The 21,398-nt window shown below is 66.2% G+C and carries 19 protein-coding genes and 1 tRNA gene; 6 read left to right on the forward strand and 14 right to left on the reverse strand.

From position 1 onward, the window contains the following. Position 1: 1 nt before the first annotated feature. The 3 genes from KQ307_RS09940 to KQ307_RS09950 form a co-directional block, all read right to left on the reverse strand. Complete coding sequence (locus KQ307_RS09940; protein ID WP_259700798.1) at positions 2 to 349, reverse strand: DUF1815 family protein; 348 nt, start codon at positions 347 to 349, stop codon at positions 2 to 4. Positions 350 to 432: 83 nt separating this feature from the next. Beyond that, positions 433 to 681, reverse strand: coding sequence for a DUF2839 domain-containing protein (locus KQ307_RS09945; protein WP_259700799.1), 249 nt, complete (start codon positions 679 to 681; stop codon positions 433 to 435). 29 nt (positions 682 to 710) lie between these two features. Continuing rightward, a complete protein-coding gene (locus KQ307_RS09950; protein ID WP_259700800.1) occupies positions 711 to 2,141 on the reverse strand; it encodes a helicase in 1,431 nt (476 codons plus the stop codon). A gap of 42 nt (positions 2,142 to 2,183) precedes the next feature. Between KQ307_RS09950 and KQ307_RS09955 the strand changes: the two genes are divergently transcribed. Next, positions 2,184 to 3,050 carry a prephenate/arogenate dehydrogenase gene (locus KQ307_RS09955; RefSeq protein ID WP_259700830.1) on the forward strand — a complete coding sequence of 289 codons (867 nt, stop codon included), beginning with the start codon at positions 2,184 to 2,186 and terminating at the stop codon, positions 3,048 to 3,050. A gap of 43 nt (positions 3,051 to 3,093) precedes the next feature. On the opposite strand, the gene crtD is transcribed toward KQ307_RS09955, so the two are convergent. Next, positions 3,094 to 4,617, reverse strand: coding sequence for a C-3',4' desaturase CrtD (gene crtD, locus KQ307_RS09960; protein ID WP_259727865.1), 1,524 nt, complete (start codon positions 4,615 to 4,617; stop codon positions 3,094 to 3,096). Positions 4,618 to 4,669: 52 nt separating this feature from the next. Between crtD and KQ307_RS09965 the strand changes: the two genes are divergently transcribed. Continuing rightward, positions 4,670 to 5,590, forward strand: coding sequence for a fructosamine kinase family protein (locus KQ307_RS09965; protein ID WP_259700802.1), 921 nt, complete (start codon positions 4,670 to 4,672; stop codon positions 5,588 to 5,590). Positions 5,591 to 5,652: 62 nt separating this feature from the next. Here KQ307_RS09965 and KQ307_RS09970 read toward each other — a convergent pair whose 3' ends face one another. Beyond that, positions 5,653 to 6,054, reverse strand: coding sequence for a CAAD domain-containing protein (locus KQ307_RS09970; protein ID WP_259700803.1), 402 nt, complete (start codon positions 6,052 to 6,054; stop codon positions 5,653 to 5,655). 47 nt (positions 6,055 to 6,101) lie between these two features. On the opposite strand from KQ307_RS09970, the gene KQ307_RS09975 reads away from it, so the two are divergent. Continuing rightward, positions 6,102 to 6,638, forward strand: a complete 537-nt coding sequence (locus KQ307_RS09975; protein ID WP_259700804.1) for a M67 family metallopeptidase — start codon at positions 6,102 to 6,104, stop codon at positions 6,636 to 6,638. Positions 6,639 to 6,685: 47 nt separating this feature from the next. Further along, entirely contained in the window at positions 6,686 to 7,858 is a 1,173-nt protein-coding gene (gene moeB, locus KQ307_RS09980; protein WP_259727866.1) for a molybdopterin-synthase adenylyltransferase MoeB, read from the forward strand. A gap of 95 nt (positions 7,859 to 7,953) precedes the next feature. On the opposite strand, the gene KQ307_RS09985 is transcribed toward moeB, so the two are convergent. Beyond that, positions 7,954 to 9,105, reverse strand: a complete 1,152-nt coding sequence (locus KQ307_RS09985; protein WP_259700806.1) for a cob(I)yrinic acid a,c-diamide adenosyltransferase — start codon at positions 9,103 to 9,105, stop codon at positions 7,954 to 7,956. Between the two features lie 45 nt (positions 9,106 to 9,150). Here KQ307_RS09985 and larE point away from each other — a divergent pair, with 45 nt between their 5' ends. Next, complete coding sequence (gene larE, locus KQ307_RS09990; protein ID WP_259700807.1) at positions 9,151 to 10,023, forward strand: ATP-dependent sacrificial sulfur transferase LarE; 873 nt, start codon at positions 9,151 to 9,153, stop codon at positions 10,021 to 10,023. 67 nt (positions 10,024 to 10,090) lie between these two features. On the opposite strand, the gene speD is transcribed toward larE, so the two are convergent. Together speD and recF are read right to left on the reverse strand one after the other, a co-directional pair. Next, the gene (speD, locus tag KQ307_RS09995; protein ID WP_259700808.1) at positions 10,091 to 10,573 is read right to left on the reverse strand and encodes an adenosylmethionine decarboxylase; all 483 of its coding nucleotides are present in this window, start codon (positions 10,571 to 10,573) and stop codon (positions 10,091 to 10,093) included. A gap of 26 nt (positions 10,574 to 10,599) precedes the next feature. Continuing rightward, the gene (gene recF, locus KQ307_RS10000; protein WP_259727889.1) at positions 10,600 to 11,703 is read right to left on the reverse strand and encodes a DNA replication/repair protein RecF; all 1,104 of its coding nucleotides are present in this window, start codon (positions 11,701 to 11,703) and stop codon (positions 10,600 to 10,602) included. Positions 11,704 to 11,799: 96 nt separating this feature from the next. Here recF and KQ307_RS10005 point away from each other — a divergent pair. Next, positions 11,800 to 11,873, forward strand: a tRNA-Arg gene (locus KQ307_RS10005). Between the two features lie 485 nt (positions 11,874 to 12,358). On the opposite strand, the gene ppc is transcribed toward KQ307_RS10005, so the two are convergent. The 6 genes from ppc to rodA all read right to left on the reverse strand — a co-directional run bounded on the left by ppc (position 12,359) and on the right by rodA (position 21,393). Further along, positions 12,359 to 15,403: a phosphoenolpyruvate carboxylase gene (ppc, locus tag KQ307_RS10015; RefSeq protein ID WP_399234759.1), complete on the reverse strand. Its 3,045-nt coding sequence runs from the start codon at positions 15,401 to 15,403 to the stop codon at positions 12,359 to 12,361. Then, entirely contained in the window at positions 15,400 to 16,554 is a 1,155-nt protein-coding gene (gene gshA / locus KQ307_RS10020; RefSeq protein ID WP_259727867.1) for a glutamate--cysteine ligase, read from the reverse strand. Before gshA ends, ppc begins: the two co-directional genes overlap by 4 nt. Next, the gene (locus KQ307_RS10025) at positions 16,551 to 18,074 is read right to left on the reverse strand and encodes an anthranilate synthase component I family protein (RefSeq protein WP_259700811.1); all 1,524 of its coding nucleotides are present in this window, start codon (positions 18,072 to 18,074) and stop codon (positions 16,551 to 16,553) included. The genes gshA and KQ307_RS10025 overlap by 4 nt, the downstream gene beginning before the upstream one ends. An 89-nt stretch (positions 18,075 to 18,163) precedes the next feature. Further along, positions 18,164 to 18,595, reverse strand: a complete 432-nt coding sequence (locus tag KQ307_RS10030; RefSeq protein ID WP_259727891.1) for a photosystem I reaction center subunit II PsaD — start codon at positions 18,593 to 18,595, stop codon at positions 18,164 to 18,166. Between the two features lie 135 nt (positions 18,596 to 18,730). Beyond that, the gene (locus KQ307_RS10035; protein ID WP_259727868.1) at positions 18,731 to 20,122 is read right to left on the reverse strand and encodes a histidine kinase dimerization/phospho-acceptor domain-containing protein; all 1,392 of its coding nucleotides are present in this window, start codon (positions 20,120 to 20,122) and stop codon (positions 18,731 to 18,733) included. Then, a complete protein-coding gene (rodA, locus tag KQ307_RS10040; RefSeq protein WP_259727869.1) occupies positions 20,119 to 21,393 on the reverse strand; it encodes a rod shape-determining protein RodA in 1,275 nt (424 codons plus the stop codon). The genes KQ307_RS10035 and rodA overlap by 4 nt, the downstream gene beginning before the upstream one ends. Positions 21,394 to 21,398: the final 5 nt, after the last annotated feature.

A 21,398-nucleotide genomic window follows, 5' to 3' on the forward strand; every position in this document is an offset into this window, starting at 1 on the left:
ATCAGCCGGACGCCACAGCCAGAACGGCGGGCGTCGGGAGAAGACCGTCCTGAAGAAAGAGGGTGACCCTCTGCAGTTCCTGAATTGCCTCGGCACCCTCCAGCTTCACCAGCTCCCGGCCATTGCGGGATTCCACCCAGCTGATCCCGAAGTCAGAGACGAGGAAACGGACCATGTGTCCATCGCCGAGGTCGGCTACGAAGGAGGCACCATGGCTTTCCTTGCCATCGCCGCAGACGTAGCAGGTGGCTGCCATGCCCTTGGCTTGGAGGCAGCTGGAGAGAGCCTGGAGGCTCATGACCAGATCCTGGACCAGGCACCGATATTGCTCTGCAAGTCGTTGGAACATCTGAAACCGGTTCCGAATGAGCCGATTCTAATGTTTTCTTTTGATTTGCGGAGGTAAAAATACTCAGATCCGCACCCGACCGATCAGCGGCCGTCGGCGAGCTCCCACCAGCCGGCCGTCGGCCCGATGAAGCGAACCGCGATCCAGAACAGCACCAGGGCTGCAATGCCGATCCAGGCGCCGCGGGTGGTGAGTTGAACGAACCGATCTGCCTGGTTGCGGCTGAGGGGAATCCAGGACACCAGCCGGGGTGAATTGTCTTTGGCGGACTCGGCGCTTTTGGTCTGGCGGGGAGGCAGGCCCTGGGCGGAGCGCCGCTTTGCTTCTCCCATCACAGTTCAGGCGGGTGGAATGGCAAAGGTTAGGTGGGTAGCAGCCTGCTCAACTCGACCCACGGTTCCAGACTGGTCAGAACCTGCTGTCCCCAGCTGCGGCTGCGCACCCGGCCGTCGAGCAGGGCCAGGCGGCCCGTGGCCCTGCGCAGGCTCGCCGAGGCCCGTTGCAGCTGGAGGACGGCTTCGGGCAGCAACAATTCCCGAAACCAGTCCCGTCCCTGCTGGCGCAGATTGGCCACCCTGGCGGCGGTCAGTGGGTCTTCGAGGCTGCTGATCGGTAACGGCCCAACGATCACCTGACAGGGCAGCGGCAGGCGGTTCTGGTGGTCGAGCCACCATCCCCAGCTGCAGCAGATCACACCGTTGCTCGCCGGTGCCGTGTTCTGGTGCACCACACGGCTGCCAAATTCGGCGGCGAGACCACTGGCCAGGGTGAGCCGCAGCGACGCATCTTCCACCAGCACGATGCTCAGGCCTGTCTGGGCCAGCACCAGGCGGCGGCTGTGGTCGAGCAGGTGGTCGCTGTAGTGGGGACTGTTCGGTAACGGCTGACGCCAGGGCACATAAAGGGGAAGCGGGTCCGCCAGGGGTGGTTCGGCCAGGTCCACCACCACCTTGGGTGTGATTCCGGGCAAGCCCGTTTCCTTCCCCAGCAGCCCGACCACCACGGTTCCCCGTCCATCGAGCAGCCCAGCGGCGACCTCGAGGGGTTCGAGCGGCTGGCGATGCAGTCGCCACTGCAGTTGGCGACGATCCACAGTCGCCCAGCTGGTCCAGTGGCGATCGTCCGCAGCCATCCAGGCCGGCCAGGGATCCGGCAGGGGACCGAGCAACCTGAGCAGCTGGCGAAGCGGGGCCTCGTCCTCCGGTGCCACGGCCACCTGGTTGCTTGGAGCGGCTGGCTGGCTCAGGATGCGTCGACTCAGCCGTTCATGCAGGGCGAGCAGGCTGGAGTCTGCGGCCGGGAGGCAGCGGCGGAGCTGCTCCCAGTGGCTGCTCTCCAGATTGATTTCGAGCGCTTCCCGCAGGCGTGATTGAACCAGTTCCGCCTCCGGAAACACCAGTTGCCGGGCTCCCAGTTCACCGCTTTGCCAGGCCCGGAGCAGACCCTCGTGACTCAGCAGCCAGAGGCGGGCCTGCTCCGGCGCCTTTTCACCTTCCCAGCAGGACAGAGCCAGGCCGGCGGCGCGGAGCCGCGGCAGCTCCACCTGCAGCAGCCTGCGGCGCATGGCCTCCGTTGCCACAAGGGCAACAGAAACTTCCCCCATCGCCAGGGGCACCATCAGGCCAACGAGCCAGTTGGGATCACTGCCGGCGGCCAGCCGGATCAAGGTGTGGTCGGCCCGTCGCAGGCTGCGCCCCACCAGCCGGCAGAGCGTGAGGTGATGGGGCCAGTCGCCACCGCCTTCCTGCCGAAGCAGATGCTTGAGCTGGTGGTGGGCCCGGGCTTCCAACATCGGCGAATCGTAGGAAGCTGAGCCCAGAGAGCCGTGCCGATGATGACAACCCAGTGGCGAGAGCATCCGGTGGGCCTGGTCGGGCTGGGGCTGATCGGCGGATCCCTCGGCCTTGATCTGCTGGCCCGGGGTCTGGAGGTGCGGGCTCTGGTGCACCGGCAGGCCACGGCCGAGCGGGCCCGGCAACGGGGCCTGGCCTCAAGGATCAGCACCGAACCCAGTGTGCTGGCGGGCTGTGGCCTGGTGGTGCTGGCCCTGCCGCTCGATCGGCTGCTCGATCCGCCGCCGGAGCTGGTCGCCGCGCTGCCGCCCGGTGCTGTGATCACCGATGTGGGCTCGGTGAAGGGGCCGGTGCTGGCGGCCTGGCACGATCTGGTCCCCCGTTTCGTGGCCAGCCATCCGATGGCGGGCACGGCGGCAGCCGGTGTGGAGGCCGGCCAGCCCGATCTCTTCTGCGGCCGCCCCTGGGTCGCCACCCCTGCCCCGGCGACCGACCCTGCCGCCCTGGCGATGGTGAGGGAGTTGGCCGAAGCGGTTGGCGCGCAGTGGCTGGAATGCGCCGCCTCCGACCACGACCGGGCGGTGGCGCTGATTTCGCATCTGCCGGTGCTGGTGAGTGCCGCCTTGCTCCTGGCCGCGGATCGGGGGGGCGCCGCCGCTGCCGGTGCCGTTCCAGCTCTGGCGCGTTCGCTCGCCTCCAGCGGTTTCGCCGACACCACGCGGGTGGGGGCCGGCAACCCGGAGCTGGGCACCCTGATGGCCCGGTGTAATCGGGAAGCGGTGCTGCAGGGTCTGGCGCATTACCGCAAGGCGCTGGAGGAGCTGGAGTGCCTTGTTCAGCAGCAGCACTGGCCGCAACTGGCGGCTGAGCTCGAGCAGTGCCGTCAGTTGCGACCTCCCTTTCTGTGACGCGCAGCTGTTTTTCCAGAGCCATCCAAAGCATCCATCTGCTTCAGGGCGGCGATGGCTCCCTCCCCCGCCCCGCCAGCAGCTGCCGGCAGACCATCTGCGCCGAGAGGCTGACGCCCGCGGTGCCTTCGCCGGGATAGATCGCATCGCCGCAGAGCCAGAAGCCCGGCAGGGGGGTGCGGCTGGCCAGCCCGAAGGGGCCGAAGCGGGAAGGCTGCTGGCCCAGCCCGCCCACGAAGCCGAAGGGCCGACTTGTCCAGCGCTCGAAGCTGCGCGGAGTGGACAGCTCAGCGTGGCGGTAATGCGCCGTGGTGAGCCCCAGCAATTGGCTGAGCCCGGCCTGAAGGCCCGCCAGCGCCTTCTGTTTGCGGGCGAGATAACTGGATGCGTCGCCCTCGAACCAGGGCCGCGCCGCAGTGAACACACTGGCGATCACAGTGGCTTCTCCCGCTGGCGCCCGGCCATCGCCCTCGCGGCTCACCGACACGAACAGGGAGCCGGGGTCGGCCCAGTCGAGCTGCAGATGGGCGGGACAGTCGCCTGGCAGGGCGCTGCGCTCGACCGCCGCGTAGAGCACCAGGGCGCCGCTGGGATCCCCGAAGCCCTCCAGGCGACGCCTGTACCCAGGTGGCAGGGCCTCCCCCAGCAACGCCGTCAGGGCCTGGGGTGGCGCCGTGCAGATCAGCTCCCTGCCGTGCAGCTGGAACGGTTGCCCCCCGGGGCCTTCCCCCTCCAGCTGCCAACCTCCCCCTGGCGCGGGCCCCAGTCCCGTCACCCGGTGCCGCAGCCACAGCCTGCCGCCCGCTGCTGAGAGGGCCTGCTCCAGGGCGCTGCTCAACCCCTGCATCGAACCTTCCAGATGCCACAGCCCGAGGGGCTCCTGGGCCATCGCCAGCACGCTGGCTCCATACAGGGCGGCGGTGCGCTCGGCCGGTTCCTGGGAATAGAGCCGCAGCTGCAGATCAAGGAAGCGCCGCAGCCGTGGATCGGCAGCGCAGCCGCTGAGCCAGAGCAGATCGGCCACGCTCGCCCCTGTCAGCAGGCCACTGGCCAGGTTGGCCGGCCGCAGCGCCCCCAGCAGCTGGCCCAGGTCCCAGAGGTTGCGGGGCGGCAGCACCGGCTCACGACCGGCAAAGCCCCAGTTGGCCTGGTGGATGGCCTGGCAGAGGCTCCAGAACCGCTCTGAGCCCGGGAACTGCCGTTGCCGCTCGGAAGCCCAGCGCTCGGGGTCGCGCCAGAGGGCGACCGGGGTGCTGCCGTCGGCGAGATCCACCAGGCAGCCGGGATCGAGCGGTGTGGCTGCCGGTGGCTCCACGCCCAGCTGGCGGAAGAGGCGGTCGTGGATGCCGCCGGGCTCCAGCCCGGCCACCTGGGTGGCGCCCACATCGAAGGTGTAGGCACCGCGGCGGAAGGTGCCGGCGCAGCCGCCGCTCTGGTGGTGGGCCTCCAGCAGCTCCACCTGCAACCCCTCTCTGGCCAGCAGGGAAGCGGCCGTGAGGCCAGCGATCCCTGCCCCCACCACCACCACATCGGCGTGGGCCTCGGCAGCGATTCGGCTTGGGGCCATGCGGCCTGGTTAACAGGAAGAAGGCATGCTGGCAGCCTGGCGAGGTGGGCCGATGGCACAGCAACTGAGCGGCTGGACCGAGCGGCAGCTCGCCACCACCCTGCTCAGCAGCAGTGCGGTGGCCGGCGGCTGCATCCACCGGGCCTGGTGCCTGGAGCTGGCCGATGGCCGGCGCCTGTTCGCCAAGACCAACAGCGCCGCAGCCCTGCCGGTGCTGGCTGCTGAAGCCGCTGGCCTCAGGGCCCTGGCACCGTTGGCGGATGCTGAGCTGCTGGTTCCCGCGCCGCTGTTCTGCGGCCTGGAGGGCGGGCGGGCCCTGCTGGTGATGGAGTGGCTCCAGCTGGCCCCAGCTGGTTCAGGCGAGGGGTGGCGGCAGCTGGGGGCGGCGCTGGCCAGGTTGCATCGCCGCAGCAGTGGCCAGGAGTCGGTGGCTTTCGGATGGAACCAGGACAATTTCATCGGTTCCGGCCCCCAGCCCAACGGCTGGTGCTCCGATTGGGGGCACTTCTTTGCAGAACGCCGGATCAGGCCCCAGCTCGAGAGGGCCCTGGCGGCCCACAACCCGGCGGGATCCCGGTTGGCCGGGCCACTGCAGACCCTCCTCCGGCGGCTTCCAGCCTGGCTGAACGGCCACCAGCCAGTTTCGTGTCTGGTGCATGGTGATCTGTGGAGCGGCAACGTCGCCCTGCTGGCTTCAGGCCGTGCCTGCGGCGCCCTGTTCGATCCTGCGGTGTATCGCGGTGACCGGGAGGTGGATCTGGCGATGGCCCGCTTGTTCGGTGGCTTCCCTGAGCCCTTCTTCCAGGGCTATGGCGCTGAGTGGCCGCTGCCCGAAGGCCATGAGCAGCGCTGTTCTGCCTACAACCTGTACCACCTCCTCAACCATGCCAACCTGTTCGGAGGTGGCTACTGGAACCAGGTGGAAAGCTCGGTTGAGCAGCTGCTGATGCGCGTCCCTCCCAGCCAAGCCTGATCGGATCGCTGCAACGGGCTGGTCTCCGGTGAGATTGGTGGACCGCCGCCCATGGCTGGGGCTCAGCCCAGATACTCCTGGCGAAGGGTCTGCAGGCGGCTGACCACGGCGGAGCGCTTCTCGCTGGTGGTGAGGTTGTGCCAGCTCCACTGACCGACGATCACCAATCCCAGCAGCTCCAGGAGGCCGGGGATCACCGGCAACAGATTGATCGTGTCGAGCACACCCTTGATCAGGATCTGGGCGACGATCACGGCCAGAAGAATTCCTCCTGCCTTGCCGATGCGGCCGGCCTGACTCCAGTCGACCCGGTCGAGGCTCTGGTTGATTTTGCCGAGGATTTCGCTGTAGCGCTCCGTGAAGTTCACGCCGGAGTCGGTTGCTGATCCTTCAGCAGATCCGCTCGACACAGTTTGCTCTCCTGACACGGTTTCCTCCTGCTGCTCGGTGCTGGCTTCGCTCATCAAGGGAGAGGCGATGGATCTGGGATTCAAACCCATAAGGTATCGGTGTGGAACAGACCTGGCCAGAGCTGCTGCACATCGATCGGGATCAGCTGACCTTGCTGGAGGCGATTCTCACGGCCGAAACCCCCAGAGAAAGTTGCGCTCTGCTGCTGGGGCCATGGTTTGGAGCTACATGTCGCCCGTCGATCGGGGCGATGGCCGGCCCGGAACCGATCTGGATCGCAGCTGTCTGGCCTTGCCTGAACGTGTGGGATCCCCCTTCCGAGCGCCACGGCCGCTTCGCGGTTGATCCGCGTGAGCAGTTGATGGCCCAGAAGTGGGGGCGTCAGCGCGGCTGGCAGCTGATCGGCACGGCCCACTCCCATCCAGGCGGTCAGCCGGTTCCATCGCCGCTGGACCGGAGCCTGGCGGTGGCTCCCACCTTGATGCTGATCGCCGGGGCCACTGGCCAGTCTTCGCCCCTCGAACCAGCCGGCGTGACCATCCGGGCCTGGTGGCTCACGGCTGGGGATGACGATCCCGCTGAGCAGATGGCGGCTGCCCGCCCCCTGACCATCCGGATCGGGGATTTGGGACACTAGGGGGATGGCCGCGCCAGGCGGCTGCCCATGGCCGCGGCCTTCTGACCATGCTTCCTCCTGATACCACCGGCATTCAGCTCAGTCCAGATGAGGTGGCGCGGTTCTCCCGACACCTGATCCTTCCGGAGGTGGGCATGGAGGGCCAGAAGCGCCTCAAAGCCGCCTCGGTGCTTTGCGTCGGCACCGGTGGACTGGGTTCACCACTGTTGCTCTACCTCGCTGCAGCAGGGGTCGGCCGGCTCGGCATCGTTGATTTCGATGTGGTCGACACCAGCAATCTGCAGCGCCAGGTGATCCACGGCACCAGCTGGGTGGGCAAGCCGAAGATCGAATCGGCGAAGCACCGGATCCACGAAATCAATCCCCACTGCCAGGTGGATCTCTACGAGACCGCTCTCACCAGTGAGAATGCGCTGGAGATCATCGAGCCCTACGACCTCGTCTGCGACGGCACCGATAACTTCCCCACCCGGTACCTGGTCAACGACGCCTGCGTGCTGCTCGGCAAGCCGAACGTCTACGGCTCGATCTTCCGTTTCGAAGGTCAGGCCACCGTGTTCAACCTCGATGCGGCCAGCCCCAACTACCGCGATCTGTTCCCCGAGCCCCCCCCGCCTGGCATGGTCCCTTCCTGTGCGGAAGGGGGGGTGGTGGGTGTTCTGCCCGGGATCATCGGCATGATCCAGGCCACCGAGGCGGTGAAGATCATCACCGGCATCGGCACCAGCCTGAGCGGCCGGTTGTTGCTCTTCGATGCTCTGAAGATGTCTTTCCGGGAGCTGAAGCTGCGGCCAAGTCCGGAGCGGCCGGTGATCGACAGGCTGATTGATTATCAGGAGTTCTGCGGTGTCGGCGGCTCGGCGCCGGGGATAGAGGAAGCGGGTGCGATGCGGGGGATTTCGGTGACCGATCTCAAGGCACTGCTGGACCGCCAACCGGCCGAGCTGCTGCTTCTGGATGTGCGCAACCCGCCCGAGGCGGAAATCGCCGTGATCCCGGGCGCGGTGCTGATCCCCCTCGATCGGATCGAGAGCGGCGAAGCCGTGGAGGAAGTTCGGCGGCTGGCCGCCGGCAAGCAGCTGCACGTTCACTGCAAGCTCGGGGGACGCTCCGCCAAGGCCCTGCTAGCCCTCCAGCGCCATGGCATCGAGGGTGTCAACGTGGACGGGGGCATCAATGCCTGGAGCAGGGAAGTGGATCCCTCTGTTCCGCTCTATTGACCCTCGCCTTGACCCATCACCCTGACCCATGACCATGACCCATCACCCTGAGCCGTGATCCTGACCCGGTTGATCCAGCTCCAGGCTGGGCCGGATCAGTAGTCGACGCCCCGTTTGAGTTCCACTCCCCGCTCGGCGTAGTGCTTGTGGCAGACCATTTCAGAGTGCACGCTGGCCAGATCGAAGTAGGCCGGGGGGTTCTTGCAGCGGCCGGTGATGATCACCTCCGTTTCGGCGGGCTTGCGCAACAGCGTCTGCACGATCGGCTCCACCGGGAGGAGCTCAAGGTCCACGGTGGGATTGAGCTCATCGAGGATCACCGTTTTGTAGAGGCCGCTGGCGATCGCCGCCCTGGCGATTTCCCAGGCTCGCTCGGCTTCCACGTAATCAATCGGAAGCTGCTGGCCGCGCCAGACGATGGCATCGCGCCCGGAGCGCAGGTGATCCACCAGGTGGGGAAAGCTTTCGCGCAGGGCGGCGATCGCCGCATCTTCGGTGTAGCCGCTGCCGCCTTTGAGCCATTGCAGGATCAGCACCCGGTGGCTCTTGTCCTGGCTGATGCCCCGGCCGATCGCCTGCAGTGCCTTGCCCAGGGCGCTGGTGGATTTGCCCTTGCCATCACCGGTGTAGATCTCGATGCCGGCCAGGCCGGCATCCCTGGCCTGGGGATGGTGATGGGCCCGCATCTCCGAGTGAAGATCGGCCAGTTGCACCAGAGGCAGCGGAGCTCCCCGGCCCGTCACGATCACCTCCATCCCCTCCGCCTTGGCGGCGAGGGTCTTCACCACGTCGCTGGTGTCGAGCAGGCCGAGATCGAGCACGGGATTGAGCTCATCGAGCACCACCACGGAGTACAGGGCACTGGCAATGGCCCCCTTGGCGATGTCCCAGCCGCGCTGCGCCTCCTGGCGGTCGAAGCGGCTGGCTTCTGCGGCAGTGAAGAAGTCACCCCGGCCGGTTCGCACCTGATCGATCAGGTGGGGGAAGCCCTGCTGCAGGGCTTCGATGGCCGCATCTTCATCGTAGGAGCGCCCTGGCCCCTTCAGAAATCGCAGCAGCAGGACCCGGGTGCGTCTGCGCTCACAGATTCCCAGTCCGATTGTTCGCAATACAACGCCAAGGGCCGCCTGGCTCTTTCCTTTGCCTTCGCCGTCATAGACGTGCAGCTGACCATGGCTGCGTTCGTTGCTGCCGGCAGCGGTGCGGATGCCGATGCCGCGGCCAGTTCCGCTTGAAGTCGCTGTCATCGACGGCCTTCTACGGTTGAACTCTAACGAGCCGAACCCGGGGCCATGTCGTCATCGGTTCAGCATCCTCTGGTGGAAACCCTGCCGGAGGGTCTCCAGAACCAGCTCGATCGTCTGCGCCGGTTCTTCGCAGCGCCGGAGCCCATCGTCGTCGCCTATTCCGGCGGTGTGGACAGCGCCCTGGTGGCGGCGATAGCAGCTGAGCAACTCGGTGAAAGGGCCCTGGCGATCACCGGTGTCTCTCCGGCCCTGGCTCCCCATCTGTTGCAGGAAGCCCGTTGGCAGGCCAGCTGGATGGGGATCCGTCATCGCGAGATCGCCACGGCGGAGCTGAGCGATCCCGCCTATGCGGCCAATCCCAGCGAGCGCTGTTATGCCTGCAAGAAAGAGCTGCACAGTCTGCTGGCTCTCTTGGCCGCCGAGGCGGGCGCTGCTCGGGTGATCGATGGTGTGAACCTTGACGATCTCGGCGATCACCGACCCGGAATCCGGGCGGCGAGCGAGCGTGGTGTGGCATCACCACTGGCGGAGCTTGGCATCGACAAAGCTTCGGTGCGCCAGCTGTCTCGAGCCCTTGGATTCCCCTGGTGGGACAAGCCTGCCCAGCCCTGTCTGGCCTCACGCTTCCCCTATGGAGAGCCGATCAACGCGACGCGGCTGGACAGGGTGGCTGCTGCCGAAGACTGGTTGCGCCAGCAGGGTGTCCGCGAGATGCGGGTCCGCTGCCAGGGAGAAACCGCCAGGATCGAAGTGCCGGTCGCGTCCGTTGATTCGTTGCTTCAGACCCTGCCCCGTCAGGAGCTTGTCAGCGCGTTCCTTGCCCTTGGTTTCACGGCGGTGAGCCTGGACCTTGAAGGTCTGGTGAGTGGCAAGCTCAACCGCCGGAGCCTCGGGAAGAGCCCCAGCCAGGCAAGCTAGGGCCAGATTGGCGGGCCGCCCGGTTCGGGGGGCTGGGACTGAAGCCTCCGAACCGGCGATGGCTGGCTCAGGCCGCCAGCACCACCGGTAATCGGATCTCGCCGGTGATGGCCAGAGGCGTTTCACGCCGGAAGCTCTTGAGCTTGTGGTGGCCGGCCGTGAGTTCCTCGCTCAGCACCTGACAGGCCCGCTCCGGCATGGTGTGATCGCCGCAGGTGAACACATCGACGGCGGCATAGCCCGATTCGGGCCAGGTGTGGATCGAGATGTGGGATTCAGCCAGAAGAGCCAACCCCGTCACGCCCTGTGGTTCGAACCGGTGGGTGATCAGGTTCAGGAGTGTGGCGCCAGCACGCTTTGCTGCGTTGGTGATGGCGCTCCTGAGAAATGCTTCGTCATCGAGCTTGGCGGAGTCACAGTCGTAGAGCTCGAGGATGCAGTGTTTCCCCACCATTTCGGGGGCACTGGGAGCGTGGGGCTGGGGGATGTCGCTGCTTTGGGCTCCACTCCATCCCGGGTTGGGGTGGAGGCAGGGCAGGGTCTGGGTCATCGAAGTCGATCGAACAGCTATCTATCCTAGGCACCACCCGATGGGATCGGCATCACCGCCCCGCCACAGACGTTCACCAGCTGGGATCGCGCTGCCCAGCCGGCACCGAACCTCTCCACATGGGTAGCGCTGATCAGGCACTGGTGGCCATCACCCACAGCTTCCAGCAGGAGTTGCTGGCGTTGGGCGTCGAGTTCGGCCAGGACGTCATCGAGCAGCAGCAGGGGCGGTTGCCCCCAGAGCTGTCGCACCAGCTCCAGTTCGGCCAGCTTCAGGGCCAGCACGAGGGTGCGTTGCTGGCCGGCCGACCCGTAGCGCCGTGCCGGTTGTCCGGCCAGCAGCATGCCGATCTCATCGCGATGGGGACCGACAAGGCAGTGACCAAGGCGGATTTCCTCTGCCCTCTGCCCCCGCAGCTGTTCGCTGAGCGCTTCCCGCCAGGGTGCCTCCTCCTCCTGGCCGTCGAGACGGCTGCCGGCCTGATACACGAGCTCCAGTCTCTCCTTGCCGCCGCTGAGGTGCTGTTGCCAGGCGGCGGCAAGGGGCTGCAACCGAGCCAGGGCCCGGCGGCGGCGGCGATGCAGCCGTGTGCCCACCAGGGCCATCTGCTGGTCGAAGGCATCCAGCAGGTCGGGGTGCTGATCCGCTCCCAGGCCCCGTTTGAACAGGTGGGCGCGCTGGCGCAGCAGCCGTCCATAGCGGCGCAGCAACTCGCTGTAGACCGGCTCGAGCTGAAGAACCACCCGATCCAGCCAATGGCGCCTGAGGGCCGGTTCACCCCGTACCAGCTCCAGGTCGAGGGCGCTGAACCCAACCACCCGCAGGGGACCGATCAGGTCGTGCTGGCGCTCAAGCGCTTTGCCATTTCGCCTGGCCAGACGGCCGCCGCGCCGTCTGAGCTCCAGCTCCAGCTGGTCATCGCCGCAGCGGGCCAGGATCCTGGCGGCGGGCTGGCCATGTTCGATCAGATCCTGGTCGTTGGCGGCGCGGTGCGAACGGAGGCTGCCCAGTAGTTCGACGGCCTCCAGAAGGTTGGATTTGCCTTCGCCGTTGGCGCCGATCACCAGCAGCCTCGGGGCCTCCAGGTCGAGCGTCAGATGGGAGTAGTTGCGGAAGTGATGCAGCTCCAGTCGGTTGAGCTGAATGGGACCGGGGCGACGTGCCGCTAAGGTACCCCGATCAGGACAGGCAGCCGCCTGGGCCTGTGCGGTTTCTTGCCGCAACACGGGCATGTAGCTCAGCTGGATAGAGCATCAGATTCCGGTTCTGAGGGTCGGGGGTTCGAATCCCTCCATGCTCGTTTCACCCTTGCTCAAAACCGGTGCTTCCAGGGAGAGCCCCATGGCGCGGATTCCCCCTGGATCCACCAGAAAGCCGTGATGTTGCAGAGCCTGAAGGGCCGCAGGTGGAGCCGCCACGGAAACACTGCAGCCGCTCAGCTCTTTTCTCAGGCGAGCCAGGGCCTTGTGCACCAGCACCGAGAACAGGATGGCCTGCTCCTGATCGGTCGGGGAGGCGGCCAGATCCCAGAGATTGGCATTGAGGGCCTGATCGCTGGTGGCCCGCACGAAACCCACCAGCGTTCCGGATCGATCACGCACACTGAAGTGCCAGGCACTGCGTTCCAGCCCCAGGCGCAGGCGCTCCGGTTTCCGGCCTTGTTCCCCGCAGGACATCAGCAGTTGATTGAGTTCCGCTGGACTGGGCAGATCCTCACTGCTGAGCGTGTATCCCTCGGGGAGCCGCGGAGAGGCGGGTTGACTGCGAAAAGGAATCAATCGCTGTTCAGCCCGTGTTGCGCATGCCGGCAGCGATGCCGTTGATCGTCAGCAGCGCGCCGCGCAGCAGTTCACTGCGGCTGTAGGTGCGTCCATCGCCCCGCTCGCCGCTCGCTTCGCTCATCGGTGGTTGACGGTTCTGATCCCGCAGCCTTCGCAGCAGGGCCACCTGCAGGAAACCCAGCGGAATGATCGTGCGGTTGCGCAGGTCTACCGAGAGCTGCAGTGCCGGGTCGCCATCGAGCAGCCGTTTGTGGCCGGAGATCTGCAGGACGAAATCACGGGTGAGAATGAACTCAGCGGCGATCACCTCGAAGATCTGCTCGAAAGCCTCGCGGTTTTCCGGACGGCCGAGGGCCTGCACATAATGATGGGCCAGATCGAGGTCGACCTTCGAGAGGGTCATCTCCACCTTTGAGATCAGCATTCGGAAGAAAGGCCAGCGCTGGTAGAGCAGCCGCAGCAGCTCAAGCTGGCCTGGGTCCTGCTCCAGTTCCTCCTGCAAAGCGGCCCCGACCCCAAACCAGCTGGGCAGCAGAAAACGGCTCTGGGTCCAGCCGAACACCCAGGGAATCGCCCGCAGGCTGGAGAGATCCTTGGCGCCGCTCTTGCGCCGGGCCGGCCGGCTGGAGATCTGCAGTTTGCTGATCTCCTCGATCGGCGTGACCTGCTGGAAGAAGGCGACCAGATCAGGATTCTCGTGGACGAGCTTGCGGTAATGCCGGCGCGAGCTGGCCCCCAGCCTGGCCATCAGGGCATTCCAGCTGGGCGTGTCATCGAGGCTGGTGCTGACCAGACTGTTCTGGAGCACGGCAGTGGTCATTGTTTCGAGGTTGTAGAGCGCCAGCTCCGGCAGGGAGTATTTCGAGGCCAGCACCTCACCCTGCTCGGTGATCTTGATCCGCCCGTTCATGGTGCCGCTGGGTTGGGCCAGAATCGCCTGGTAGGCGGGACCGCCGCCGCGGCCCACCGATCCACCCCGACCGTGGAAGATGCGCAGGGCCACATCGTGCTGGCTGGCCAGACGCTGCAGGGAGATCTGAGCCTTGTGGATCTCCCAGTTGCTGGAGAGGAAGCCGGAATCCTTGTTGCTGTCTGAGTAGCCCAGCATCACTTCCTGCAGCGGCTTGCCCGTGTCACTGCTGCTGGCCAGCAACCGGCGATAGAAGGGTTCGGCGAACAGCCGATCCATCACGGCCGGAGCCCGTTGCAGGTCTTCGACGGTTTCGAACAGGGGCACCACCAGCAGCTGGGTGCTCACGGCCTGAGGGTCCACCAGACCGGCCTCCTTGGCCAGAAGCATCACCTCCAGCAGATCCGAGACCGTATGGGACATCGAGATCACGTAACTGCTGCAGATCCGGGTGCCGAACTCCCGCTGCAGCCGCTCCAGCATGCGGAACACACCAAACGATTCGGCGGTGGAGGCTGTCCAGGCAGCGGCTGGCGGCAGCAGGGGGCGGCGGGTCTGCAGCTCATCGAGCAGCCAGACGATGCGCTGTTCCTCATCCATCTCGCCGTAGGGAATCGGCAGTTGCAGGTAGCGGCTCAGTTCATCCAGGGCGTCACTGTGTCGGGTGCTTTCCTGGCGGATGTCGAGGGTGGCGAGGCTGAAGCCGAAGATGTGCACCTGGCTGAGCAGCTTGCGCAGTGGCTCACAGCTCAGCCCGGTGTTCTCGAGGCTGTCGCGGAGCAGTTCGAGGTCGGTGCGGAACGCATCGACGGAGTCGTAGTGAAGATCCTCGGCCGGGGAGGAGACCAGCCCGGTGCCGATGGATGACAGCCCGATCGGATTGCTGGGACCGTCGCAGGGGGATTCCCAGCCAGCTTCAGCCAGTTGCTGGTTGCGCTGGTGGGTGAGCTGGAGCCGCTCCAGGGTGTAACTGAGCTTGAGCCGATAGGGTTCGAGCCGGTAGCGGGCGGCCCGCTCCTCGTAGATGTCGGGGAAGCGCAGCCGATCGATTTCCAGCGATTCGAGCAGCGGAGCGCTCACCTGGCTCCATTGCATGGAGATGCTGAGCTGGTCGCGCAGATCTCCGACGGCGCTGATGTAGCGCTCGATCATCATCTGACGCTGATAACAGGCGGTGCGCCAGGTGATGTCGGGTGTGACGGAGGGGTTGCCATCCCGGTCGGCGCCCACCCAGGAGCCGAAGGTGCAGAACGCATCACGGGGTGGTTCGACATCTGGGTAGCTGCCGGCCAGGGCGCTGTGGATGCGCAGGCGCAGCAGGGGCAGGGCGTCAAAGAGCACCTGCTGGAAGTAGTGCAGGGCGTAATCCACCTCGTCGAGCACGGAGGGCTTGAACTGGTGCAGCTCGTCGGTGCGCCACCAGAGGCGAATCTCCTCCTCAAGCTGCAGCCGCAGGTTGCGTTCATCGTGCAGTTCGGCCGGACTGTCCTGCTGCAGCTTCTGGATCAGGGAGGCGACCCGTCGCTGCTTATGCCTGACCGTGTGCCTGACGATTTCGGTGGGGTGGGCCGTGAAGACGAGCCGGATGTCCAGCTCCTGCAGCAGCGTTTCGAGCTGGGCGGGGGGGACGTTCAGGCCGCGAAGACGGGTGAACAGCTCCTTGAAGGTGGCTGGATCGGTCTGGCTGGCCAGGGGGGGGGCGAAGGGGTCCGGGCTCGGAGGTGGCAATCCGTCCTTGAGGCTGGCCAGATAACTGTCTTCCTCGATGTGTTGCTCGAGGATGTTCACCAGCTGGAAGTAGAGGGAGAAGGCCCGGGCCGCGGCGATCGCTTCGGCCAGGTCCATGTCCCGGATCAGCTGCACGATCGGGGTGATGCACTCCAACCCATCGGGGCTGCCGTTGGGCTCGCTGAGTTCCTTCAACCTCAGCAAACGCCTGGCTTGATCAGGCGGACACTCACTGAGCAGAACTGTTTTCCAGAGATCCTCCACCAGCTCCAGTCGTTCGCCGAGCAGTCGGGTCACCCTCGGGGCGGGCAGGGTGGGATCCAGGCCTTGGGGATCATCCACGGCGGCTGATTGGGCGGTCAGAGACTGCCGCATGGGAGCCGGCTCAGCGAAGGAAGGGCTCATGATCATCCCAAAGGGTTGAGGGTCGCTGTGTTGCGTGGTGCCGCCTGGCGTTCGCTTTCCGTCATTCCCTGAATCTCAGCGCTGAGAATCGAGGCGATGCTGGCCCCCTGGCTGTGCAGGGCCAACCAGCGCATCGCCTCATTGCCCCGTTCCAGCACCGGGTCCAGCGGAGCGAGCCAGCGGTCGAGGCCCAGCTGCCGGGCCAGGGGCTGCATCGCCGAGAGCTCCGCCTGAATCCAGGCGCGGGCCTGGCGATGTTCGCCCGTGCGCCAGTCGAGCAGGCTGGCATCCAGGCTGCCGCGGGCCGCTGCGAGATCATTGCTGTCGGCCAGTTCAGCCAGCTCGACTGGGCTGAGCCTGCTGGCCTGCAGCGGATCGTGGGCGGCAGGATCCTGGCCCAACTGGTGCAGGCGCAATTCCGCAAAGGCCGTGATGGCCAGCAGCACCAGTGGATCGCTGATCAGGTCGCAGATGCGGATCTCAAGCCGATTCAGGTCGTGGGGGCGGCATTCACCGTTGGGGCGCACCGAGGTCCAGAGATGTCTCACGTTCTGCATCGTGCCGGCCAGCAATTGCTCTTCCATCCAACCGATGTAGTGGGGATGATTCAGAAACAGGGGAACTTTGGCCGGGGTGAGCGGGAACTGGAGCCAGCGCTGCGAATGGGCTCCGGTGGCCTCGCCATCGAGGAAGGGGGAACTGGCGCTGAGGGCAAGCAGCAGTGCGGCTTCGCAGCGGATCAGCCTGCAGGCGGCGAAGAGTGGTTCCATCGCCGTGATCCCCAGGTTGATATGCACGCTGGCGGTGACCACCCGGGTGCCGTAGGAGGCCTCGATGAAGCCGTGATAGGCGTTGGCGGGATCGGACCGCTCGAATCGGCTGCTGTCCCCCAGGCTCAAGGTGCTGCCCGGCAGCAGGGTGAGTTGCCGCTTCTGCAGCCATTGCCGCAACTGACGCCGCGGCTCCTGAAGCATGGTCAGCTGATCGCTGTAGTGGGCATCCGGATGAGTGATGTACTCCAGGTTGCGGTGGTCCGGTTCGGTCACGAAGCCGGGCAGGGTTGCGGCCACCTGCTCGGCGACGCCGACCACGCTGCCATCGGCCCGGCCGGTGAACAGCTCAACCTCGAAGCCCTTCAGAAGCAAGGGACCACTCATGGCGTTTCATCCTCCAGGCAGGCGAGGGCCTTGAGCAACCCCTGGGCCTTGTTGAGGGTCTCCTGATACTCGGTGGCCGGGATGGAATCGGCCACCAGTCCGGCGCCCGCCTGGACCTGCACCCTCCATCCGCCCTCAGGGTGAGGCAGCACCACCATGGTGCGGATCGTGATGGCGGTGTTGAGCGCTCCGCAGAGGTCGACGGCTCCGTACACCCCGGAGTAAGGCCCCCGGGCATCGGGCTCAAGCGCATGGATCAGTTGCATGGCCCTGATTTTCGGCGCGCCACTGACTGTGCCTGCTGGGAAGGAGGCTTTCAACAGGGCCCAGATGTCCTGGCCGGGAGCGAGCAGTCCTTCCACCTGGCTGACGATGTGCATGACGTGGGAATAGCGCTCGATCACCATCAGCTCGGTGACCGCGACGCTGCCGGGTCGGCAGACCCGCCCCAGGTCGTTGCGGCCCAGGTCCACCAGCATCACATGCTCCGCCCGCTCCTTGGGATCGGCGAGCAACTCTTCCTCCAGGCGTTGATCCTCCGCGTCCGTGCCGCCTCGGTGCCGGGTTCCGGCAATCGGTCGCAGCGAGGCCCGGATCCCCTGATCGGCGGGCTCGGCTTTCACCATCACCTCCGGGCTCGAGCCGATCAGAGACCAGCCACCGAAGTTGAAAAAGGCCATGTAGGGGGAGGGGTTCACCATCCGCAGGCTGCGGTAGATCTCGAACGGATCCCGCCGCATCCTGGTTTCGAGCCTTTGACTGATCACCAGCTGGAACACGTCGCCGGCGGCGATGTGTTCCCTGGCCGCCACCACCGCCGTTTCGTAGTCGGCCTGGGTGCGGTTGCCTGTGGTGATCAGATCCCGGCTCGGTTCTGAGGTCCACTCCAGAGGTGCCACCCCGCTGGGGAGCGGACCGCGCATGCGCTGTTCCAGGGCGGCGATGCGGGTTTCGGCCACGGCGTAGGCCTCCTCCGGGCTGGCGCCGTTGCTGAGATCCGCATAGGCCAGGGCGGTGAGCTGGCGTTTCACCTGGTCGAACACCAGCAGGCTGTCGGCCAGCATCCAGCAGCCTTCCGGTGGCCCTTCGGGATCATTGGGATGGACAGGCACCGTGGGTTCGATCCAGCGGATCAGTTCGTAGCCCCAGAAACCGAACAGCTGCCCCAGCGGCGGCAGACCCGGCACCCGTGCCGAACGCAGGCCCTCCAGGCAGCGGGGCAGCAGTTCGAACGGGTTGCCCCGGTGCTCCGTTTCCCGACCATCCCGCCAGCACTGCAGGGCCCGCTCGCCCCGAACCGTGAGGGTCCAGAGCGGCTCAGCGACCACGAGACTCCAGCGCCCCAGCCGCTCTCCCCCCTCGACGGATTCGAGCAACACGCCATGGCGACTGCTGGCCCCCACCTTGAGCCAGGTGGTGAGAGGGGTTTCCAGGTCGGCGGGCCAGCGCTTCCAGACCGGGATGTAGGTGTTGCCGGCAGCCACAAGCTCAGCGAAGCCGGCGTGATCGGGAAAGGGCATCACGGCTGCATCCAGGCAAAAAAAACGGGGCACCTGGCCCCGCCTTTCTAAGGGTTGAAGGGTTGGCCCCTCACAGGGCGCAGGACGCTTCAGGTGTCGAAGCTGTTGCGACCGCTGAATTTGATCGTGGAAGGATTTGGATTTTCACCGATCCGGCGGGGGTTATGGCCGACCATCTGCCGCCCTTCGTTCACTTTCTCCGGGAAGACTCCGTCCTTCGGGTGCAGATACTCGGTGTCGCCGCCGGGGAAGATCCGGTAGATCTTGTAGTCCTCGATACGGGGCTTGAACTTGGTCCGCAACTGGGTTCCGAGTGCCAGGCACTGCTCCTTGCGGGCGAAGTACATGATGTTCTCGCCTTCATTCATTTCAGCAGCGCCACCGGTGGGAAGTTCGAAGGCCTGAGCCTTGCTGCTTGTCCAGGTGATGGCGTACTTCTCCTCGGTTTCAGCGGAATTGAGCAGACCGCCGGTGCTGCCGATGTACTTGGGGAGTTGACCGCTCAGCGCCGTTGCTGTCATGGCTGTTGGGGGAGGTGAGTTGGCGTTCCCCGAAGGGCCGCGGAACCATTTCGGCTGGAAGTTAGCACCGTGATTCCTGGCCTTTTCGTTGCGGCTGCGCACTCGTCACACCCGTCAACAAACCTGGGTTCCGGTTCAGGCGCCTGGCTGGGGGGGAGCACCGGCCAGCGGGAAGAACACCGTGAGCCCCTGGCCGGCCCGCTCAGTCAGGCGACCACCCAGGCTGTGGAAGATCTGCTGGGTGGCCTGATGGCTGAGCTGAAGGCTTCCCGTTAGGGGGTCCCAGCTCAGGACAGGGCCAACGGCAGACGGGGCTGCAGCAGTGGGTGCCGCTGTTCCTTCCGCCGGTGGGTTGACACAGCTGAGCTGCAGTTTCAGGCGCGATCCGGCCGGCTGCAGGCGAACCAGCATGGTGCTCCCGGCCGGCAGGCTGCGGGTGAAGCGGTCGATCAGCCCGCCGAACATGGTTTCCATCAGGCTGGGATCGCTCAGCACGGGTGGCAGGTGGGGCTCGATCTCGTAACGGAGCCCCAGCTCCCTGCGCCCCAGTTGCCGCTCCCAGAGCGGCTGGAGCTGGTACAACAGCGCTGTGAGATCAGTGCGGGCGAGGGTCTGGCGGGGCTGGGGGCGTCGCTGCAGTTCAGCGGCGTGGAAGATCAGGCCGAATCGATCGATCTGCTCACTGCATTCGCCGTCAATCTGCTCCAGCCGTTGTCGCACCCCGGTGGGAAGGTCCAGGCGGCGCAGGAGCAGGCGGATCAGGGTGCGGATCGTGGTCAGTGGGGTGCGCACTTCGTGGGTGAGTGCTTCCAGCAGCCGCAGTTCCCCTCTGGCGTCGGCCGCCTGACCGCCCTCCCGCGGCGCCTGGGTCTGGACGACGGGCTGCAGGGTGATGCTGGGGGCCATCGCCGCCAGCCGCTCCCCCAGCCGGGGCCAGAAGGTCAGGGCCGTGTTCTCTTCACAGCGCAGGGCCCCGAGCTCCTTGAGGGCACTGCGCAACTGGCGGGCTGCCTCTGGGCTGCGGCTGTGCAGCCGTTCGTCCACCAGCCGCAGGGCGTCCGCCAGGGTGGCGGGGTCGAAGCGCAGGATCAGCCGACGCCGCTGGAGCTCCCCCTCCAGGGCCATCGCCACCTGGAACTGGGGTGTGAACAGCAGCAGAAACGGGTCTGTGCCGTCGTCTTCATCGAGAATCAGTCGCTCGAAGCCGGGGGGAGCGGCGTCGGCAGGGCGGGCCTGGCCCGTCAGGCTGCCAGGCAGCAGGGGTGGCCGATCTTCCAGCACGGAACCGACCTCCGGCGGAGTCCACACCCATCCCCTCAGTTGTCGCAACAGCTCGGGTTCGTAGAGGGCCGGCAACGGCGAGGCGATCCAGAGACCCCGCAGGGGTTGGAGCGGCAGCAGGAAATCTTCCTGCAGGGTGGCAAGGGCGGCCCACCACTGGCGCCGGACGCCGTCCTCATCGCCTCGCCCGGCCGGAACCCCCTCCGCCAGCCGCTGCCTCAGCCGATGCAGGCTGGGGCCTCTCACCACCCCCCCTGGCTGGTGCGGCTGTGCCGGTGCACCGAGGCGCAGAGGCCGAGGGCGATGAAGTTGACGAGCATGGAAGAGCGGCCATAGCTCATCCAGGGCAGGGGGATGCCGGTGACCGGACCCAGGCCGATCGTCATGAAGATGTTGACCACCACCTGAAACATCACCATGGCCCCGACCCCGACCACGATCAGGGATTCGAAATCGGAGCGGGCTTTGCCGGCGATCTGCAGCAGCCGCCAGATCAGCGTGACGAAACCGATCACCACCAGCATCGAACCGATGAAGCCGGTTTCCTCCCCAAGGGCGCTGAAAATGAAATCGGTGTGCTGCTCCGGGATGAAACGGAGCTTGGTGAGCTGGCCATGCATCAGGCCCGTTCCCCACAGTTCGCCGGAACCGATGCCGATCTTGCTCTGCAGGAGGTGATAGCCCCCACCCAACGGATCCTTGGAGGGGTCGAGGAACATCACCAGCCTGTCGCGCTGATAACCCTTCAGCCCATGCTGCCAGAGGTAGGGGGTGAGCAGGGAGGCCAGCCCCTGAATCGCCAGAACGATCGCCAGGCCGGTGCGCTTCCAGGGCAGAGAGCGGTAGGCGAGCACTCCCATCAGGGGAATCAGGGCCAGCAGGGCCAGCGGGAAGGTGCCAGCCAGAATCGCCGCGGCGAGCGGTGAGAGCAGCAGGATCACCCAGGCCAACGGCATCCCGGCCCAGAACAGCATCACCAGCAGGATGGCTCCGAAGACCAGGGATGTGCCCAGGTTGGGTTCGATGAACACCAGCAGCCAGGGGATCAGGAACACCCCCGTCGGCCTCAGCAGGTCGACGGGCCGCTCGACCGGGAAACGGGAGAGAACCCCCGCCAGCAGCAGGATCGCACCGAGTTTGGCGAACTCGGATGGCTGCACATGAAAGCCGGCGATGTTGATCCAGCGCTGGGCACCGAGGGCTGAGGTGCCGATGAAGCGCACGCTGATCAGGCTGAGCACAGTGAGGCCATAGAGCGGCAGGAGCAGGCCGTTGAGCCGGCTCAACGGCAGGCGGGCCAGCAGCAGGGCCAGGGCCAGCCCCACCGCCCCGGTGATCCAGTGCTGGTACCAGTCGGCGTAATCGGCCTGACGCTGGGTGCTGGCGATCAGAATCCCGGCCAGAAAGGTCATGGCCAGAGGGATTCCCCACAGCACCAGATCCACCCCGTGCAGCCAGGCGCGCCGGGCCGGGCGCGCCTGGCTGAACACACTGCGCCGCCCGCTCCGTGAGGACATCACGC

The organism is Synechococcus sp. CS-1326 (assembly GCF_025128115.1).
Lineage (GTDB): Bacteria > Cyanobacteriota > Cyanobacteriia > PCC-6307 > Cyanobiaceae > Regnicoccus.

What these genes read in the sequence shown, in the direction of transcription:
- KQ307_RS09940 (WP_259700798.1), bottom strand. Translation starts at nt 349, where the DNA reads ATGTTCCAACGACTTGCAGAGCAATATCGGTGCCTGGTCCAGGATCTG.
- KQ307_RS09945 (WP_259700799.1), bottom strand. Translation starts at nt 681, where the DNA reads ATGGGAGAAGCAAAGCGGCGCTCCGCCCAGGGCCTGCCTCCCCGCCAG.
- KQ307_RS09950 (WP_259700800.1), bottom strand. Translation starts at nt 2,141, where the DNA reads ATGTTGGAAGCCCGGGCCCACCACCAGCTCAAGCATCTGCTTCGGCAG.
- KQ307_RS09955 (WP_259700830.1), top strand. Translation starts at nt 2,184, where the DNA reads ATGACAACCCAGTGGCGAGAGCATCCGGTGGGCCTGGTCGGGCTGGGG.
- crtD (WP_259727865.1), bottom strand. Translation starts at nt 4,617, where the DNA reads ATGGCCCCAAGCCGAATCGCTGCCGAGGCCCACGCCGATGTGGTGGTG.
- KQ307_RS09965 (WP_259700802.1), top strand. Translation starts at nt 4,670, where the DNA reads ATGGCACAGCAACTGAGCGGCTGGACCGAGCGGCAGCTCGCCACCACC.
- KQ307_RS09970 (WP_259700803.1), bottom strand. Translation starts at nt 6,054, where the DNA reads ATGAGCGAAGCCAGCACCGAGCAGCAGGAGGAAACCGTGTCAGGAGAG.
- moeB (WP_259727866.1), top strand. Translation starts at nt 6,686, where the DNA reads ATGCTTCCTCCTGATACCACCGGCATTCAGCTCAGTCCAGATGAGGTG.
- KQ307_RS09985 (WP_259700806.1), bottom strand. Translation starts at nt 9,105, where the DNA reads ATGACAGCGACTTCAAGCGGAACTGGCCGCGGCATCGGCATCCGCACC.
- larE (WP_259700807.1), top strand. Translation starts at nt 9,151, where the DNA reads ATGTCGTCATCGGTTCAGCATCCTCTGGTGGAAACCCTGCCGGAGGGT.
- speD (WP_259700808.1), bottom strand. Translation starts at nt 10,573, where the DNA reads ATGACCCAGACCCTGCCCTGCCTCCACCCCAACCCGGGATGGAGTGGA.
- ppc (WP_399234759.1), bottom strand. Translation starts at nt 15,403, where the DNA reads ATGATCATGAGCCCTTCCTTCGCTGAGCCGGCTCCCATGCGGCAGTCT.
- gshA (WP_259727867.1), bottom strand. Translation starts at nt 16,554, where the DNA reads ATGAGTGGTCCCTTGCTTCTGAAGGGCTTCGAGGTTGAGCTGTTCACC.
- KQ307_RS10025 (WP_259700811.1), bottom strand. Translation starts at nt 18,074, where the DNA reads ATGCCCTTTCCCGATCACGCCGGCTTCGCTGAGCTTGTGGCTGCCGGC.
- KQ307_RS10030 (WP_259727891.1), bottom strand. Translation starts at nt 18,595, where the DNA reads ATGACAGCAACGGCGCTGAGCGGTCAACTCCCCAAGTACATCGGCAGC.
- rodA (WP_259727869.1), bottom strand. Translation starts at nt 21,393, where the DNA reads ATGTCCTCACGGAGCGGGCGGCGCAGTGTGTTCAGCCAGGCGCGCCCG.